Origin of the sequence: Acetoanaerobium noterae (assembly GCF_900168025.1) — a bacterium.
GTDB classification, from domain to species: domain Bacteria; phylum Bacillota; class Clostridia; order Peptostreptococcales; family Filifactoraceae; genus Acetoanaerobium; species Acetoanaerobium noterae.
This window is the reverse complement of the sequence record NZ_FUYN01000001.1, coordinates 444662-460245: the sequence shown is the minus strand read 5'-3', so window position 1 is coordinate 460245 and position 15584 is coordinate 444662. Positions and strand designations below refer to the sequence as shown.

General features: G+C 33.1%; 13 protein-coding genes. 9 read left to right on the top strand and 4 right to left on the bottom strand.

Annotation, left to right across the window (positions count from 1 at the left end; genetic code table 11):
- Positions 1-99 precede the first annotated feature (99 nt).
- Complete coding sequence (gene ileS, locus B5X47_RS02370; protein ID WP_079588610.1) at positions 100-3204, top strand: isoleucine--tRNA ligase; 3105 nt, start codon at positions 100-102, stop codon at positions 3202-3204.
- Between the two features lie 196 nt (positions 3205-3400).
- On the opposite strand, the gene B5X47_RS02365 is transcribed toward ileS, so the two are convergent.
- A complete protein-coding gene (locus B5X47_RS02365; protein ID WP_079588609.1) occupies positions 3401-4732 on the bottom strand; it encodes an MATE family efflux transporter in 1332 nt (443 codons plus the stop codon).
- A gap of 179 nt (positions 4733-4911) precedes the next feature.
- On the opposite strand from B5X47_RS02365, the gene B5X47_RS02360 reads away from it, so the two are divergent.
- The 7 genes from B5X47_RS02360 to B5X47_RS02330 all read left to right on the top strand — a co-directional run bounded on the left by B5X47_RS02360 (position 4912) and on the right by B5X47_RS02330 (position 10499).
- The gene (locus B5X47_RS02360; RefSeq protein WP_079588608.1) at positions 4912-5319 is read left to right on the top strand and encodes an arsenate reductase ArsC; all 408 of its coding nucleotides are present in this window, start codon (positions 4912-4914) and stop codon (positions 5317-5319) included.
- Positions 5320-5450: 131 nt separating this feature from the next.
- Complete coding sequence (locus B5X47_RS02355; RefSeq protein WP_079588607.1) at positions 5451-6143, top strand: 5'-methylthioadenosine/adenosylhomocysteine nucleosidase; 693 nt, start codon at positions 5451-5453, stop codon at positions 6141-6143.
- 1 nt (position 6144) lies between these two features.
- Positions 6145-7164, top strand: a complete 1020-nt coding sequence (gene trpS, locus B5X47_RS02350; protein WP_079588606.1) for a tryptophan--tRNA ligase — start codon at positions 6145-6147, stop codon at positions 7162-7164.
- Between the two features lie 17 nt (positions 7165-7181).
- Positions 7182-7634 (top strand): signal peptidase II, encoded by a 453-nt coding sequence (lspA, locus tag B5X47_RS02345; protein WP_079588605.1) that lies wholly within the window; start codon positions 7182-7184, stop codon positions 7632-7634.
- Positions 7631-8551: an RluA family pseudouridine synthase gene (locus B5X47_RS02340; RefSeq protein WP_013362082.1), complete on the top strand. Its 921-nt coding sequence runs from the start codon at positions 7631-7633 to the stop codon at positions 8549-8551. Before lspA ends, B5X47_RS02340 begins: the two co-directional genes overlap by 4 nt.
- A gap of 72 nt (positions 8552-8623) precedes the next feature.
- Positions 8624-9157 carry a bifunctional pyr operon transcriptional regulator/uracil phosphoribosyltransferase PyrR gene (gene pyrR / locus B5X47_RS02335; protein ID WP_013362081.1) on the top strand — a complete coding sequence of 178 codons (534 nt, stop codon included), beginning with the start codon at positions 8624-8626 and terminating at the stop codon, positions 9155-9157.
- A 94-nt stretch (positions 9158-9251) separates the two neighbouring features.
- Entirely contained in the window at positions 9252-10499 is a 1248-nt protein-coding gene (locus B5X47_RS02330; protein ID WP_079588604.1) for a uracil-xanthine permease family protein, read from the top strand.
- 176 nt (positions 10500-10675) lie between these two features.
- On the opposite strand, the gene B5X47_RS02325 is transcribed toward B5X47_RS02330, so the two are convergent.
- A complete protein-coding gene (locus tag B5X47_RS02325; RefSeq protein WP_079588603.1) occupies positions 10676-11521 on the bottom strand; it encodes a LysR family transcriptional regulator in 846 nt (281 codons plus the stop codon).
- A gap of 139 nt (positions 11522-11660) precedes the next feature.
- Here B5X47_RS02325 and B5X47_RS02320 point away from each other — a divergent pair, with 139 nt between their 5' ends.
- Positions 11661-12689 (top strand): YeiH family protein, encoded by a 1029-nt coding sequence (locus tag B5X47_RS02320; RefSeq protein ID WP_079588602.1) that lies wholly within the window; start codon positions 11661-11663, stop codon positions 12687-12689.
- Between the two features lie 4 nt (positions 12690-12693).
- Here B5X47_RS02320 and B5X47_RS02315 read toward each other — a convergent pair whose 3' ends face one another.
- Together B5X47_RS02315 and B5X47_RS02310 are read right to left on the bottom strand one after the other, a co-directional pair.
- On the bottom strand, positions 12694-13653 hold the full coding sequence (locus tag B5X47_RS02315; RefSeq protein ID WP_159446372.1) for a YihY/virulence factor BrkB family protein: 960 nt from the start codon (positions 13651-13653) through the stop codon (positions 12694-12696).
- A gap of 149 nt (positions 13654-13802) precedes the next feature.
- Complete coding sequence (locus B5X47_RS02310; RefSeq protein ID WP_079588600.1) at positions 13803-15575, bottom strand: Rqc2 family fibronectin-binding protein; 1773 nt, start codon at positions 15573-15575, stop codon at positions 13803-13805.
- Positions 15576-15584: the final 9 nt, after the last annotated feature.

The following is a 15584-nucleotide window of genomic DNA, read 5'->3' as shown; positions in this document are numbered from 1 at the left end:
TTTTTGTGTAGATAATATAAGTGTATTTTATAAGCTTATTGTCGAAATAATAAGGATTTACATTTTGAGTACGGAATATGATTTGAAGGGAGATATATTATGAAGTTTGAGAACTTGAACAATGCTGCAGTAAAAGATAATGAACAAAGCTTAACGGCATTTTGGAATGAGATTGACTTGCTAAAGAAGAGTGTAGAGGCCAGAGAGGATTCTCCGTCTTTTGTATTCTACGAAGGACCTCCAACTGCAAATGGTAAGCCAGGAATCCACCACGTTTTAGCTAGAACACTTAAAGATTCTGTATGTAGATATAAGACCATGAGTGGATATCAGGTTAAGAGAAAAGCAGGATGGGATACTCATGGACTACCTGTTGAGATTGAAGTAGAAAAAAAATTAAGCCTTGGCTCAAAGCAAGAGATTGAGGAATATGGAATTAAAGAATTCAATGAGGCTTGTAGAGAATCTGTATTTGAGTATGAGAGCTTGTGGAGACAGATGACAGAAAGAATGGGCTATCTTATCGATATGGATAATCCATATATCACTCTAGACAACAATTATATAGAATCTGTATGGTGGATTTTAGATAAGTTCCATAAAGAAGGCTATATCTATGAAGGACATAAAATTCTTCCATATTGCTCTCGTTGTGGAACAGGACTTGCTTCACACGAGGTTGCTCAAGGCTACAAGGAAGTTAAAACAAACACTTTGATTGCTAAATTCAAAAGAAAAGATGCAGAAAATGAATATTTCCTTGCATGGACAACTACACCTTGGACTCTAGCATCAAACGTAGCGCTTGCAGTATCACCAACAGAAGTTTATGTAAAAGTACAACAAGAAAGTGAAATATACTATCTTTCAAAAACACTTGCACCAAAGGTATTAAAAGGCGAATATACTGTTTTAGAGGAAATTTTAGGAAAAGACCTTGAGTACATTGAGTATGAGCAGCTTATGCCATTTGTAAAGCCTGACAAAAAAGCATTCTTTGTTGTGCTTGGAGATTATGTTACAACAGAAGATGGTACAGGTATAGTTCATACAGCTCCTGCATTTGGTGAAGATGACTACAATGTTGGAAGAAAATATGGTCTTCCAGTGGTTCAGCCAGTAGGCGAAGATGGAAAGTATATAGGTACTATCTGGGATGGCAGATTTGTAATGGAAGAAGGCTTGGATGTAGATATTATCAAGTGGCTAGCTGCAGAAAACAAGCTTTACAGCAAAGAAAAAATGGACCACAATTATCCTCACTGCTGGAGATGCCAAACTCCACTTTTATATTATGCAAAGCCAAGCTATTATATAGAAATGACAAAATTAAAAGATCAGCTAGTAAGCAATAACAACACAGTTAACTGGTTCCCAGATTATGTAGGAGAAAAGAGATTTGGAAACTGGTTAGAAAATGTAAACGACTGGGCAATATCACGTTCTAGATACTGGGGAACTCCACTTAACATCTGGACGTGCAGTTGTGGACATAAAGAGTCAATAGGCTCAATTAGTGAATTAGTTGAAAAGTCAATAGAGCCAATAGATGAGTCAATTGAACTTCATAGACCATACGTAGATGATATTCATATAAATTGCCCTAAATGTAATGAACAGATGACTAGAGTTAAAGATGTTATAGATTGCTGGTTTGATTCAGGCTCAATGCCTTTTGCTCAGCATCATTATCCTTTTGAGAACAAGGAAAACTTTGATGAGCTGTTCCCAGCTGATTTTATTTGTGAAGGAATAGACCAAACTAGAGGATGGTTCTACTCACTTATTGCTATATCTACATTTGTAATGGGAAAATCACCATACAAAAATGTACTAGTAAATGACCTTATACTAGATAAAGATGGCAAAAAAATGAGTAAATCAAGAGGAAACACTGTAGATCCGTTTGAAATGTTCGATAAGTATGGAGCGGATGTTTTAAGATGGTACCTACTTTATGTGTCTCCTGCATGGACTCCTACTAAGTTTGATGTGGATGCACTTAAAGAAGTTCAAAGCAAGTTCTTTGGAACAATTAAAAATGTATATAACTTCTTCTCATTATATGCAAACACAGACAATATAGACCCTAAGGAGTTTTTCATACCTTACAATGAAAGACCTGAGCTAGATAGATGGATACTTTCAAAATACAATAACCTAAAGAAATATGTGGAAGTTGAGCTTGAAAGATATGACATGACAAAAACTGTTAGAGCAATTCAAGATTTTGTAAATGAAGATTTATCAAACTGGTACATCAGAAGAAGCAGAAGACGTTTCTGGGATACTGAGCTTACTTTAGATAAAAAATCGGTTTACAATACAACCTTTGAGGTTTTGGTTGGAATAGCTCAGATGGTTGCACCGTTTTCGCCATTTTTATCTGAAGAGCTTTATAGAAAGCTAACTGGAGAGCTATCTGTTCATATAAGCCACTACCCAAGATGTAATGATGAGCTTATAGATGAAAAGCTAGAGCATAAGATGGACCTTGTTAAAAATCTTGTTACACTAGGAAGAGCATCTAGAGAAGCAGCTAAAATCAAAGTTCGTCAGCCTATAGGAAAAGCATATATAGATGCATCTTATGAAGCTATAATGAAAGATTTGCTTCCGCTGATAGAAGAAGAGCTAAATGTTAAAGAGGTTATTTTCTCTAAAGATATCAATCAATATATGAATTTCAGCTTAAAGCCTAACTTTGCAACGCTTGGAAAGACTCTAGGACCTAAGCTTAAGGAATTTTCAAGTAAGCTTTCAGCATTAGATGCTCCAGAAGCAGTAAATAAGCTTCAAAATGGAGATTCAATTGCTTTTGATTTAGCAGGGGAAAGCTTTACATTTACTAAAGACGATGTGCTTATAAATGTATCTCCTAAAGAAGGCTTTGACGTTGCTACAGAAAACAACTTATTTATAGTTCTTGATACTAATCTTACTCCAGAGCTTATAAATGAAGGCTTTGCTAGAGAATTTATATCAAAAATCCAACAAATGAGAAAAGCTCAAGATTTAGAAATGATGGATAAGATAAAAGTTTACTTTACTTCCACAGAAGAAGTTGCAAAGGCTATAGAGATTCACACTGATTACATCAAGGATGAAACCCTAGCTGTAGAAATAGTAAACGGTGAAACAAGCAATATGCAAGAAGATATAATCAATGGACATGATGCTAAAATAGCTGTTGAAAAACAATAAGCATAAAGAAATATAGATTTGTTATCAATATAGATTTACTTTATTGTCCATATAGTATTAAAAAGGATTCAAACATCAAAGTTTGAATCCTTTTTTTAATAAAAAAGTTTAAATTTTCTATGGGAATTATGATATTAGTATAATGAAATGTGCAGATTAATTTATATTAGAAAATAGTATATTTATTAAGCTATACCTATAAATTTGATTTAAGATAATATAGCTCTTTTGATATAAAAAAGATTGCTACAGATGAAGCTATAAAATCAGATATAACATTGCTTATAAATACTCCTTGAATACCCAAATAGTGTGGAAGCACAAACAAAAGAGGAATAAGAATAAGTCCATATCTTAGCAAGGACAAAATACTAGCTTTTTTAGGCTTACCTACAGCTTGGAAATATTGAGAGCTAACAGTATGAAGGCCTATAAGTGGTAGCATAAACAAATATAGCTTCATGGAGTAGTTTGTAAGACTAAGAAGCTCTTGATTCGAAGTAAATATTCCAGATAAAATCGAAGGATATAGCTGAATTATTCCAAATATACTAATAGATATAACAAAAGCTGAACCTAGCGTAAGGATAAGGGTCTCTCTTACTCTATCATAACGTTTTGCCCCGAAATTATAGCCAGCAATAGGCTGAGCTCCTTGAACTATACCTACAACCACCATATGATAAAAGCTGTACACTGCTTGCACTATTGTCATTGCAGCTAAATATAAATCGTTGCCATACTGAACCACAGCTCTATTGAATATAATATTTACAACAGTTGCAAAGATTTGCATATAAAAGGATGGTGCTCCGTTTTGTATTATTTCTTTTATAAAGGATTTCTCTACAGGCATAATGAATTTTAAATTAATTGGAAAGTTTTTGGATTTTGCAAATAGCCAAAATACCATTACGGTAACATAAGTTTGAGATATTACTGTAGCTAAAGCTGCTCCCTTTACACCCATATTAAAGGTGAAAATAAAAAGAGGATCTAGTAAAATGTTAATAACAGCACTTGATACAACTATTTTCATTGAGATAGAAGCTTTACCTATGGCTCTTAGAGAATTATTGAGGCAAAATCCAGGAAGACCAAAAATTGAACCTATGACCATAATAAAGATATAATCCTTTGCATAAGGATATACTTCTTTCGAAACATTTAAAATATCTAAAATTGGATTCATAAAAAGTATCATTATTAAAGAAAATAAAGCCATAGATATCATTATATATTTATAGGCTTGATGAAGTATTACTTCAGCCTCATGAGCTTTTTTTTCTCCGAGCTTAATAGAAATAAGAGTAGAAGAGCCTATACCAATAAGCAGTACAAATGCCATTTGAAGTATTTGAATTGGCATAGTTATACCTACACCTGAAAGCGCGAGTGGGCTTATTTTTTCTACAAATATTCTATCGACTATATTATAAACAGCTGAAATAAGCATGCTGGTTATAGCAGGAAGAGATAACTGAAAAAGTAAGGCAGGTATTTTTTTTGATTCTAAGTCTTGGTTCATGGTATCCTCCGGTATGGATTTTATTGTAAATACAAAAGGTTTAAATGGCTAATGGGCAATAGCCAATTGCTTTAATTTGGATTCTTATTTAATACAAAGTCACTTTACATTATATCAAAATCTATCTATACTATATACAATAATATAAATCGATTTTTATCGATATGAAGGAGGCTCTTATGAAGTATAAATTAGCATTTGTCTGTGTTCACAATTCTTGTAGAAGCCAAATGGCAGAAGGCTGGGCAAAGGAATTAGGCTCTGATATTTTTGAAGTGTACTCAGCTGGAACTGAAGAGTATCATGAAGTAAAGCCACTAGCCGTAGAAGTGATGAAAGAAGCTGGGGTAGATATAAGTAATCATAAACCCAAACTGCTATCAGACATACCTTATGAATTAGACATATTAATTACTATGGGTTGCAATGTAGTTTGCCCTTTTGTACCAAATAAGTTTATGCAGGACTGGGGACTGGATGACCCGTCAGGAGGACCTATCGATGGCTATAGAACGACTAGAGATATCATAAAGCAAAAAGTAGAGGAGCTAATAGAAAAAGTAAAATCAAAGGAAATTCAATTATAATTATCTTTGCTCTATTTTAGTACGAATTTTAGAGTATTTTATCCAAAAAATTTAATTTTATGATATACTTTGAAGGATTAATATACTTATAATAGAAAGTAAATCATAAATGTAAATTTTAGGAGGCTTGTATGAATAAAATAGGCATAATAGGAGCAATGGAAGAAGAAATAACTTTAGTAAAAGAGCTCATGAATGATATAACAGTTTCAGAGATAGCTGGACTTACATTTTATATGGGTAGAATCAATGACACCGATTTAGTTGTAGTTCGTTCAGGCATAGGAAAAGTAAATGCGGCTATGTGTACTCAAATACTTATAGATAGATTTGAAGTCAAGGCTATTATCAATATAGGAGTAGCTGGAGCTATTGCTGATGATTTAGGAATAGGGGATATAGTATTATCGACTAAGCTTATTGAGCATGACTTTGATGTTACTGCTTTTGGACATAAAAAAGGTGTAATTCCAAGAATGGATTCGAGCGTATTTATAGCTGATGATAAGCTAATAGATATGGCATCTGATGCGGCAAAAGATTTAAAGGATGTATATGTAAAAAAAGGCATAGTGGTATCAGGAGACGTATTCGTTTCTTCCTCTGAGCTTAAAGATGCTCTTCAAACAGAATTTAATGCAGACTGCGCAGAAATGGAAGGAGCAGCCATAGCTCATGTTTGTATGCTTAATAAAATGCCATTTTTAGTAATAAGAGCTATGAGTGATAAAGCAAACGGAGAAGCGCCAGGCAATTTCGATGAGTTTGTATTTGAAGCAGCAAAGAATTCAAAAAAACTTATACTCAATATGCTGACTAAGTAGAATGGAGGAATTACAATTGGATAAAAAAACTATATTTAGCGGCATGCAGCCATCTGGAAAACTAACTCTTGGAAATTATCTAGGAGCTATGAAAAATTGGGTAGCATTACAAGATGAATATAATTGTTATTACTGCGTTGTAGACCTTCATGCCATAACAGTTCCCCAAGTTCCAAAGGATTTGAGAAAAACTACATTAGATGTGCTTGCTCAGTATATTGCAAGTGGAATTGATCCTGAGAAAAACACTTTATTTATTCAATCTCATGTGCCTGAGCATGCAGAACTTTCATGGGTGTTAAATACAATGACCTATATGGGAGAGCTAAATAGAATGACTCAGTTCAAAGAAAAATCTCAGAAAAAAGCTGAAAATTTAAATGCGGGTTTATTTACCTACCCTGTGCTTATGGCTGCCGATATACTATTATATTCGACTGACCTAGTTCCTGTTGGAGAGGACCAAAAACAGCACTTAGAGCTTGCAAGGGACTTGGCACAGAGATTCAACTCTAGATACAGCGATACCTTTATAGTTCCAGAAGGCTTTATACCTAAAGAAGGAGCTAGAATTATGAGTCTTCAGGAGCCGAGCCAAAAAATGTCAAAATCAGATGAGAATCCTAATGCTACGATTCTCATGTTAGATTCTGCCGATGCTATCACAAACAAAATAAAAAGAGCTGTAACTGATTCTATAGGTATTGTTGCTTATAACGACGAGCAAAAAGGGATAAAGAATCTCATTAACATATATTCAACCTTTACAGGAGATTCTACTGAAGCTATAGTAAGTAAATACGAGGGTAAAGGCTATGGTGATTTTAAGCGAGAAACAGCAGAAGTAATAGTTGAAGGGCTAAGACCTGTAAGAGAAAAATATGAATATCTTATGGAGAATAAAGACTATCTAGAGGAAATCTATGCAAAAGGTGCAGCAAAGGCACATAATAAGGCTAGAAAAACTTTAGATAAGGTTTATAGAAAAGTAGGATTTGTTCAAGCTAAAAGATTTGAATAGGTGAAAGGAAAAAGTAGATGTACTTTACATTAATTAGCATTCTAATAATAATAGACCAAGCTATAAAATGGATTTCCAGAACAAAGCTCACAAAATTTGAATCATATCCTGTAATTGATGGTTTTTTTCATTTTACCTATGTAGAAAACAGAGGAGCAGCTTTTGGAATGCTTCAAAATAAAACATGGTTTTTTGTTTTAATAACATTGCTAGTCGTAGGCTACATGATTTATTTTACTAAAAAAAATAAAAATATAGATAAAAAGCTAACCTTTGTTTTAAGCATAATAACTGCTGGGGCTATAGGAAATCTAATTGACAGAATATGGCTTGGATTTGTAGTTGATATGTTTGATTTTAGAGGTATTTGGCAGTTTGTATTCAATTTTGCTGATATTTGCGTTGTAGTCGGTGGGATTTTGCTCATTTTTTTAATTATTAAGGACAAAGAAATTTTGGAGAAAATATGATAGAAGAAAAAAAATATTTTATAGTAGATGAGGAAGAAGAGGACTTAAGACTAGATGTGTTTATCTCATCTGCACTTAGTGATTTATCTAGAACCTATATCCAGTCACTCATAAAAGATAAAAAAGTTACAGTTAATGATAAGATAGAAAAATCAAGCTACAAGGTTGCTCAATTAGATAACATTTGCATTTTAATTCCTCCAGCAAAAGAGCTGGTTATTGAAGCAGAGGATATTCCTATAGAAATTTTATATGAAGATGAAGATTTAGCTGTTGTATATAAGGAAAGAGGAATGGTAGTTCATCCTGGAGCTGGAAATGCAAATCATACCCTCGTAAATGCTCTTATGTATCATTTCAAAGGGCAGCTTTCGTCTATAAATGGAATAATTCGCCCTGGAATAGTACATAGGATTGACAAGGATACATCTGGCCTACTTATGATTGCTAAAAGTGATATAGCCCATAGAGGACTAAGTGAGCAGCTTAAGGAGCACACAGTTCAAAGAACGTATACCTTTATATGCCATGGCAATATAAAGGCAGATGAATTTACAATAGATGCACCAATAGGAAGAAATCCAAGAGACAGAATGAAGATGGCTGTTGTAAGCGATGGCAAACATGCTGTGACTCATATAACAAAAATAAAGTCTAATGAAAACTATTCGTATGCTATGGCAAATCTAGAAACAGGACGAACACATCAGATTAGAGTGCATATGGCAAGTAAAGGACTTCCACTTGTTGGGGACACCCTATATGGTCCTCATAACTCTAAGTTTAAAGCCCAAGGACAGCTTCTTCATGCTAAGACCCTTGGCTTTGTTCATCCAGTAACTGGTGAGTTTATGTTATTTGAAAAAGAAGAGCCAGAAATTTTTAAATCATTTTTGCAAAGATTTTTACTTGATTAAACTGTAGTAAAAAGGTATAATCATTAGAGAATTTAATGGAGGCTTCAAAAAATCCATTAAAGGAGGGATAAGATGCAAGAAAAAGCTCTTATTATGGATGACAAGGCTATGGATAGAGCAATAACTAGAATTGGCCATGAAATTATTGAAAAAAACAAAGGTGTAGATGAGGTAGCTCTAGTAGGAATTAAAACTAGAGGAGTCCCACTTGCCAAGAGAATTGCAAAAAAAATAGAACAAATTGAAGGTAAAAAAGTCACTGTTGGCGAGCTTGATATTTCACTTTATAGAGATGATTTATCTGAAAAAGCTGATCAAGCTGTCGTAAAGGAATCCAATTTGGGATTTGATGTGACAAAAAAAATCATTGTATTAGTAGATGATGTGCTATATACAGGAAGAACTGTAAGAGCAGCACTTGATGCTATTATGGATGTGGGAAGACCTCTTACTATTCAGCTAGCTGTTTTAATCGATAGAGGCCATAGGGAGCTACCGATAAGAGCAGATTATGTAGGAAAGAATGTCCCTACATCAAAGCTAGAGGTTATTAAAGTCAGCATTGAAGATGTTGATGGCAAAAACTATGTTTCAATAAATGAGTAATATAATGTTAACCTTTTAAATCAGTCCAGGGAGGCTGAAAAGGGGAGAAAATATAGTCTTTCTCCTCGCACGTAATCATAAGGAGGAAAAGATAATGTCAGAAAAAGCTATTAATGTTTCAGAAGTTAACACTCAATCAGTAAGTACAGCATTTAATCAATTAAAAAGAATAATACTTGCAGCTCAGCATCTTATTGCTATGTTTGGCGCTACTGTTTTAGTACCAATATTAACAGGAATGAACAGCTCGGTTGCACTTGTATGTGCCGGTATTGGAACCCTTATTTTTCATTTATGTACAAAGGGTAAAGTGCCGGTATTTTTAGGTTCAAGTTTTGCTTTTATACCTGTTATTATATCTGTTGGCGAAATATATGGAGATTTAGCATATGCTCAAGGTGGAATCATGGTTGCTGGTATGATGTATGTGCTTATGTCTTTTATTGTAGCTGCCATAGGAGTAGAGAGAGTAAAAAGCTTTTTCCCATCTCAAGTTATAGGCCCTATGATAGTTGTTATAGGACTAAATTTAGTACCTGTAGCATTTTCAATGGCCTCAAATAATTTTATGTTAGCAGGAGTTACACTTGCTACAGCTTTACTTATAACATTTTTCGGTAAAGGCTTCTTCAAGCAGTTAGCTATAATAACAGCTGTTATTGTAGGCTATGTATTGTCGCTAAAAATGGGAGTAGTTGATATGACTCCAATTACAAGTGCAGGATGGTTTCAAATGCCAGCATTTACAACTCCTAAATTTGATATAGGTGCTATTTCGATAATCGCACCAGTTGTATTAGCTGTATTTATGGAGCATATAGGTGATATTACAACTAATGGAACTGTTGTTGGGAAAAACTTTATGGAAGACCCAGGGCTTAATAGAACCTTAATAGGTGATGGATTAGCTACAATGGTTGCTGGACTATTAGGAGGACCTGCAAACACTACTTACGGAGAAAACACTGGAGTACTAGCTATTACCAAAAACTACGACCCATCAATCCTTAGAATAACTGCTGTTATAGCAATATTACTTGGAACAATAGGAAAAGTAGGTGGGTTCCTACAAAGTATACCTCAAGCAGTAATGGGTGGCATCTCACTTATGTTATTTAGCATGATTTCGCTTATTGGAGTTAGAACTATAAGAGATAGCAAAATTAAAATGGATATAAAAAATGTAATAATTATGGCTGCTGTATTAATAATTGGACTAGGTGGAAATGTTGGAATCAATATTGCAATCCCTGTTACAGAGCAAGTTAGTATAGCTGGACTTAGCTTAGCGGCTTTAGTGGGAGTAATCCTTAATAAAATAATATATAGCGTAGCAAAATAATTAATCATTTAGAGCTATAAACAAAACTAAAAAGCTATATTAAATAAATTTTAATAGTAGAAATAATCAACTGTAAAATACCTCCAAACTAGAGAGTCTAACTAGATTACACTTTCTAATAAGGAGGTATTTTATTAGTTTTTGGAATAAAGATTGTGTGTAAATGGCTCTTATTATCATTCAAAATATGAGATGTATTTATTGGCATCAGTATTTTTAAGATATACAAAGTTAAACTCTCTAGTGATGTGGTTATTTTTTATTTTGAAGGTCATAAGCTTAGAATCACTTTTTGCAACAGCATTATAAACAAATGAAATTCCAGCCTCGTAAATAACGAGCTTTTTTATAACCTCAAAGCTGCTGATACAAGTAGTAGTTTTAAATGAATCAAGAGAATGATTATTATTTATTAGGATTTGCTCTAGAATTGCTCTAGTACCTGAACCTTCTTCTCTAATTATAAGATTTTCATCAAATAATGATTCGATGGGGACTTCTTTACCTGCAAAGGGATGATTTTTAGCACAGATGCCTATAAAGGCTTCTTCTCGTAGCAGTTTATATTCGTAGTGTGCTTTATCAAAAAATCCTTCTATTAAAGCCAATGAAATTTTTTTGTGATTTAAAGCATCAAGCAAATTGCTAGTATTATCAACATAAAGAGATAAATCAATATCTTTGCTATTTAATAGAGCTATAATATTATCTGTTATTACATAATCTCCAATTGTTTTTGTAGCGCCTATGCGTATAGCTTGCTTGATTTTCTTAGAAAGCTGGTTTTTTATAGTAGCTTGGTTATAGTCAGCAGATCTTAAATAAGCTTCAAATAATACTCCCTCAGGAGTTTTGGATAATTTTCTTGAGCTGTATTTAAAAAAATTACATCCGTAATAGTTTTCTAAAAACTTAATATGTTGAGTAACAGCAGGCTGAGTCATATTAAGCTCCTCGGCAGTAATCCTATAATTCATAACATCGCAAAGCTTTAAAAACGTATATATTCTGCTATCTAACACAAAACCACCTCATAATAAAAAATTATTGATTAATAAAATATAATAATTAGAATTTATCATAAAACAATGATAATATCAATTCATAGAATACAATACTTATTAAGGCAATAATAGATTATAGAAATGGAGTGACCTCAAGATGAGCAAAAAAATATTGGACTTATTACCAGGATTGGCTTTAGCAGTTGTTATTGCAATAGTAGCTAGATTTTTAGAAAATATGCTTCCTATTCATTTGATAGGAGCCTCTGTCATAGCTTTATTTATTGGGATGCTTATAAATCACTACTATAAGTCAGATAAATTAAAGCCAGGGCTAAAATTTACATCTAAAAAAATATTAAAATTTGCAATTGTACTTTTAGGAGCATCGCTTAGCATTAAAACAGTACTTACAATAGGAAAATTATCACTTACTGTTATGATATTTACACTTTTGACTTGCTTTGGAGGAGGATATATTATTGGAAAGCTTTTAAAGCTTAATTGGAAGCTATCTAATCTTATTTCTGCTGGAACTGGAATATGTGGAGGGTCAGCAATAGCAGCTATTGCTCCAGTAATAGAAGCGGATGACAACGATATAGCTTATGCAATTTCAGCAACATTTTTATTTGACATGGCTATGATACTGCTATTTCCTGTTATGGGAAGAGCCTTGGGACTTAGTGATATGGCATATGGATTATGGGCAGGGACTGCTGTAAATGATACCTCTAGTGTTGTTGCAGCTGGGTTTGCATTTAGTGAAGCAGCTGGAGATTTTGCAACTATGGTTAAACTTACAAGGACTCTTTCTATTGTTCCTGTAGTTCTCATTTTTTCAGTTGTAAGTGCTAAAATCAAGCAAAGCGAAGCTGGAGAAAAGCAAAATAGTGCGTATAGCCGCAAAAAAGTAAAAATTTCCTCTATTTTTCCTTGGTTTATATTAGGCTTCGTAGCTCTTACTATGGTAAATTCAACTGGTGTTATTCCTAACGAGTTTGGACTATTAGCAAAAGACATAAGCAAATTTTTAATGGTAGCAGCACTTGCAGCCATAGGATTAAATACTGATGTAACTGAAATGAAAAAATCGGGAATAGCTCCTATGGTACACGGCTTTATAATTTCTGCACTTGTAGTCATAGTAGCATTGGTAGTGGAGTATTTTATGGGTATAATATAGAAGTTTAGTTAGAATCTATTAGAGTTTCTTTTAATTCATTAAACTTATCATCTAAAATAGCTTCATCGGTTTTTGGAGCTATTTTAACTTCATCATTCTTAGAATTACTTGTTTCATAATATCTGTATAGAATATCGTTTATTTCTCCACCTAGCACTAATATTATTCCAGTTAGATATAACCAGAACATAAGGGCGATTACTGCCCCTATAGAGCCATATACAGCGCTATAATTAGCAAAGTTGTTTACATAAATACCAAAGCCATAGGAAACTAATAACCAGCTTGTAACAGCAAAAAATGTGCCTGGTAGAGAATTTTTAAAAGGCTGATTTACATAAGGAACTATATGATATAAAAGAGCTATTGTAATAAATAATATAAAAAATACAATGACCCATCTAATATAAACCCAAACAAAAACTATAATATTAGATATTCTAAAAAAATCAGCTATTAAAAATGCAACATTTTTGCCTAAAGCAGGAAGCAAAAGTGAAATCACAATTGCAAACCCTAAAATAAGTGTAAAAAAAATTGAGACTGCTTTTTTTGTTATAAAATTTCTTTTATTCTCTACACCATAAGCTGTATTTAAGGCTATAATCAGAGAGTCTACAGCCTTTGAGGCTGAAAAAAGTGAAGCTAAAAGACCAATAGAAAGTAAAGAGGTGTTTCTAGTCTCAACTACTGATTCTAGATAGCCTCTTAAGAGCACCACTATTTCTTCAGGTGCTATTGCACTTATTTCACGGATTATAGACTCTACAGATATATTTAAAAAACCCAAAAGAGCATTGAGAAATATTAAAAAAGGAAAAACCGAAAGCAAAAAGAAATAAGCAAGCTGACCGCCAGTTTGACTTATATTGTCTCTTGCAAATCTTTTTGGTAGCTCTAAAATCAAGTTTTTCAAACTATGCTTAGTTATAAGGTTTAGTGAAATACTTTCGTTTTTATCCAATTCAAACACCTCTGCTTTATCTTTTTAATTCCATCTTTTTCTATGTGTATACCCTAATAAGGATGTATTTCACATCAAAAATCTTCTGAAGATAAATTAAGTACCCATGAAGCAATTTTTAATTGTCCATGGGTACCAAGGAATAAAATTTAAGCTCTAAGTTTTACTACCTTTTCTTCATCAGGATTTACAAAAACTGTAGTTTGATTATCATAGATTACCATTCCTGGCTTTGCACCAGATGGTTTTTTAACATTTTTTCTAGCAGTATAATCTACGGCTACCTTTGATGACATTCTTGCCTTGCTAAAATAAGCTGCAAGCTCGGCAGCCTCCTCAAGAGTTTGGTTTGTTACTATATCTAATGTAGCTTTTATAATAACATGTGAGCCAGGGATATCTTTAGTATGGAGCCATATGTCATCAGGAGATGAAAGCTTTGTAGTAAGCTCGTCGTTTTGCTTATTATTTTTTCCAACTAGTATTGTAATATTATCTGAGGATATAAACTGCATAGGGGCTGATGCTTCTATGGCTTTTACTTTTTTGGATGAAGTTTTTAATTTCAAATAGCCTTCACTATAAAGCTCCGTTCTAATTTCTTCGAGTTCATTTAGAGATTCAGAGCTTTCGATTGAAAGCATTACGTTTTGTAGATACATAAGCTCTTCTTTTGCAGAAGAAATCTGAGAGGATAGCTCTGATTTTCTTGTTTTTAGCTTATTATATTTTTTGTATAAGGATTGAATATTTTCGCTAGGAGTTTTGTTTACATCCAATTTTATGGTGATTTCAGCAGAGCTGTCTTCTTGATTATAGTAATCTGAAACCGTAATCTCATCCATTCCTTTTTGGAGCATATAGATATTTGCTGTTAGCAAATCCGCTTGTTTTTTGTATTCTTCCATTTTATCTGTATCATTCATTTCTTGAAGCTGTTTTCCTAGCTTGTTTTCCAATCTTTCTATCTTAGTTTGAAGGAGCTTTCTCATGCTCATAGATTTCTGGCTTAATCGCTCATTTCTATCTTTTGAGCTATAAAATGTCTCTGTTGCAAGACTTATTGATTCATAATTTTCTATACTCAAAAATTCATACATGGTCAGCTTTATCAGGCTGAAATCGATATATTTATCTAAGCGCTTATCGATTACTATGCAGGGATGAAAAATTTCATTTTTAATTTGATTTATTATCCTTTCAAAGGAATTAAAAATTCTCTCAAGAGATATATCAGAAATTAAATTTGTAGATAAATCTAAATCTATCGATGACCTGTAGCAAATTTCTTTAGCAATTAAAGGACTGATTCCGTCATAGCTGTTATATATGGCTTTGTACAAAGGACTATCCTTTTCAGTGAGCTTAGATTTGAATTCACTTAAGCTAAGGTTAGAAAGGGGATTGATTTTGTTTTGAGAAGGAGCAAACTTATATTCCTTGCCTGGAAGAACCTCTCTTACTGAGCTAACAGTTATAGGAATTCTTTTTATAGAATCGAGAATTTTGTTTGATTCCTTATCCACTAAGATAATATTGCTATGTCTTCCCATTATTTCTATTGATAAAGTTCTAAGCTTAGGAGTTTTCAAATCATCTAGAGCCTCAATATCAATATTGATTACTCTTTCAAGCCCTTCTTGTGATATAGAAATTATTCTTCCACCTTGAAGATATTTTCTAAGAATCATCAAAAACATAGGAGCTTTTAAGGGATTTTCTTTTTTATAACTTTCAGTAAGATAAATCCTCGGATTCGAGCTACTTGCACTTATTAGCAGCTTGTAAGTTTTTCCTTCATTTCTTATTGCAAGAAGAACCTCATCCTTTTCTGGCTGAGTAATCTTGTCAATTTTTCCACCTTTTAGAGTAGTGTTTAACTCGCAAATGATGCCATATATAGTTAAGCCATCTAAAGCCATAAAACTCAC

What these genes read in the sequence shown, in the direction of transcription:
- ileS (WP_079588610.1), top strand. Translation starts at nt 100, where the DNA reads ATGAAGTTTGAGAACTTGAACAATGCTGCAGTAAAAGATAATGAACAA.
- B5X47_RS02365 (WP_079588609.1), bottom strand. Translation starts at nt 4,732, where the DNA reads ATGAACCAAGACTTAGAATCAAAAAAAATACCTGCCTTACTTTTTCAG.
- B5X47_RS02360 (WP_079588608.1), top strand. Translation starts at nt 4,912, where the DNA reads ATGAAGTATAAATTAGCATTTGTCTGTGTTCACAATTCTTGTAGAAGC.
- B5X47_RS02355 (WP_079588607.1), top strand. Translation starts at nt 5,451, where the DNA reads ATGAATAAAATAGGCATAATAGGAGCAATGGAAGAAGAAATAACTTTA.
- trpS (WP_079588606.1), top strand. Translation starts at nt 6,145, where the DNA reads ATGGAGGAATTACAATTGGATAAAAAAACTATATTTAGCGGCATGCAG.
- lspA (WP_079588605.1), top strand. Translation starts at nt 7,182, where the DNA reads ATGTACTTTACATTAATTAGCATTCTAATAATAATAGACCAAGCTATA.
- B5X47_RS02340 (WP_013362082.1), top strand. Translation starts at nt 7,631, where the DNA reads ATGATAGAAGAAAAAAAATATTTTATAGTAGATGAGGAAGAAGAGGAC.
- pyrR (WP_013362081.1), top strand. Translation starts at nt 8,624, where the DNA reads ATGCAAGAAAAAGCTCTTATTATGGATGACAAGGCTATGGATAGAGCA.
- B5X47_RS02330 (WP_079588604.1), top strand. Translation starts at nt 9,252, where the DNA reads ATGTCAGAAAAAGCTATTAATGTTTCAGAAGTTAACACTCAATCAGTA.
- B5X47_RS02320 (WP_079588602.1), top strand. Translation starts at nt 11,661, where the DNA reads ATGAGCAAAAAAATATTGGACTTATTACCAGGATTGGCTTTAGCAGTT.
- B5X47_RS02310 (WP_079588600.1), bottom strand. Translation starts at nt 15,575, where the DNA reads ATGGCTTTAGATGGCTTAACTATATATGGCATCATTTGCGAGTTAAAC.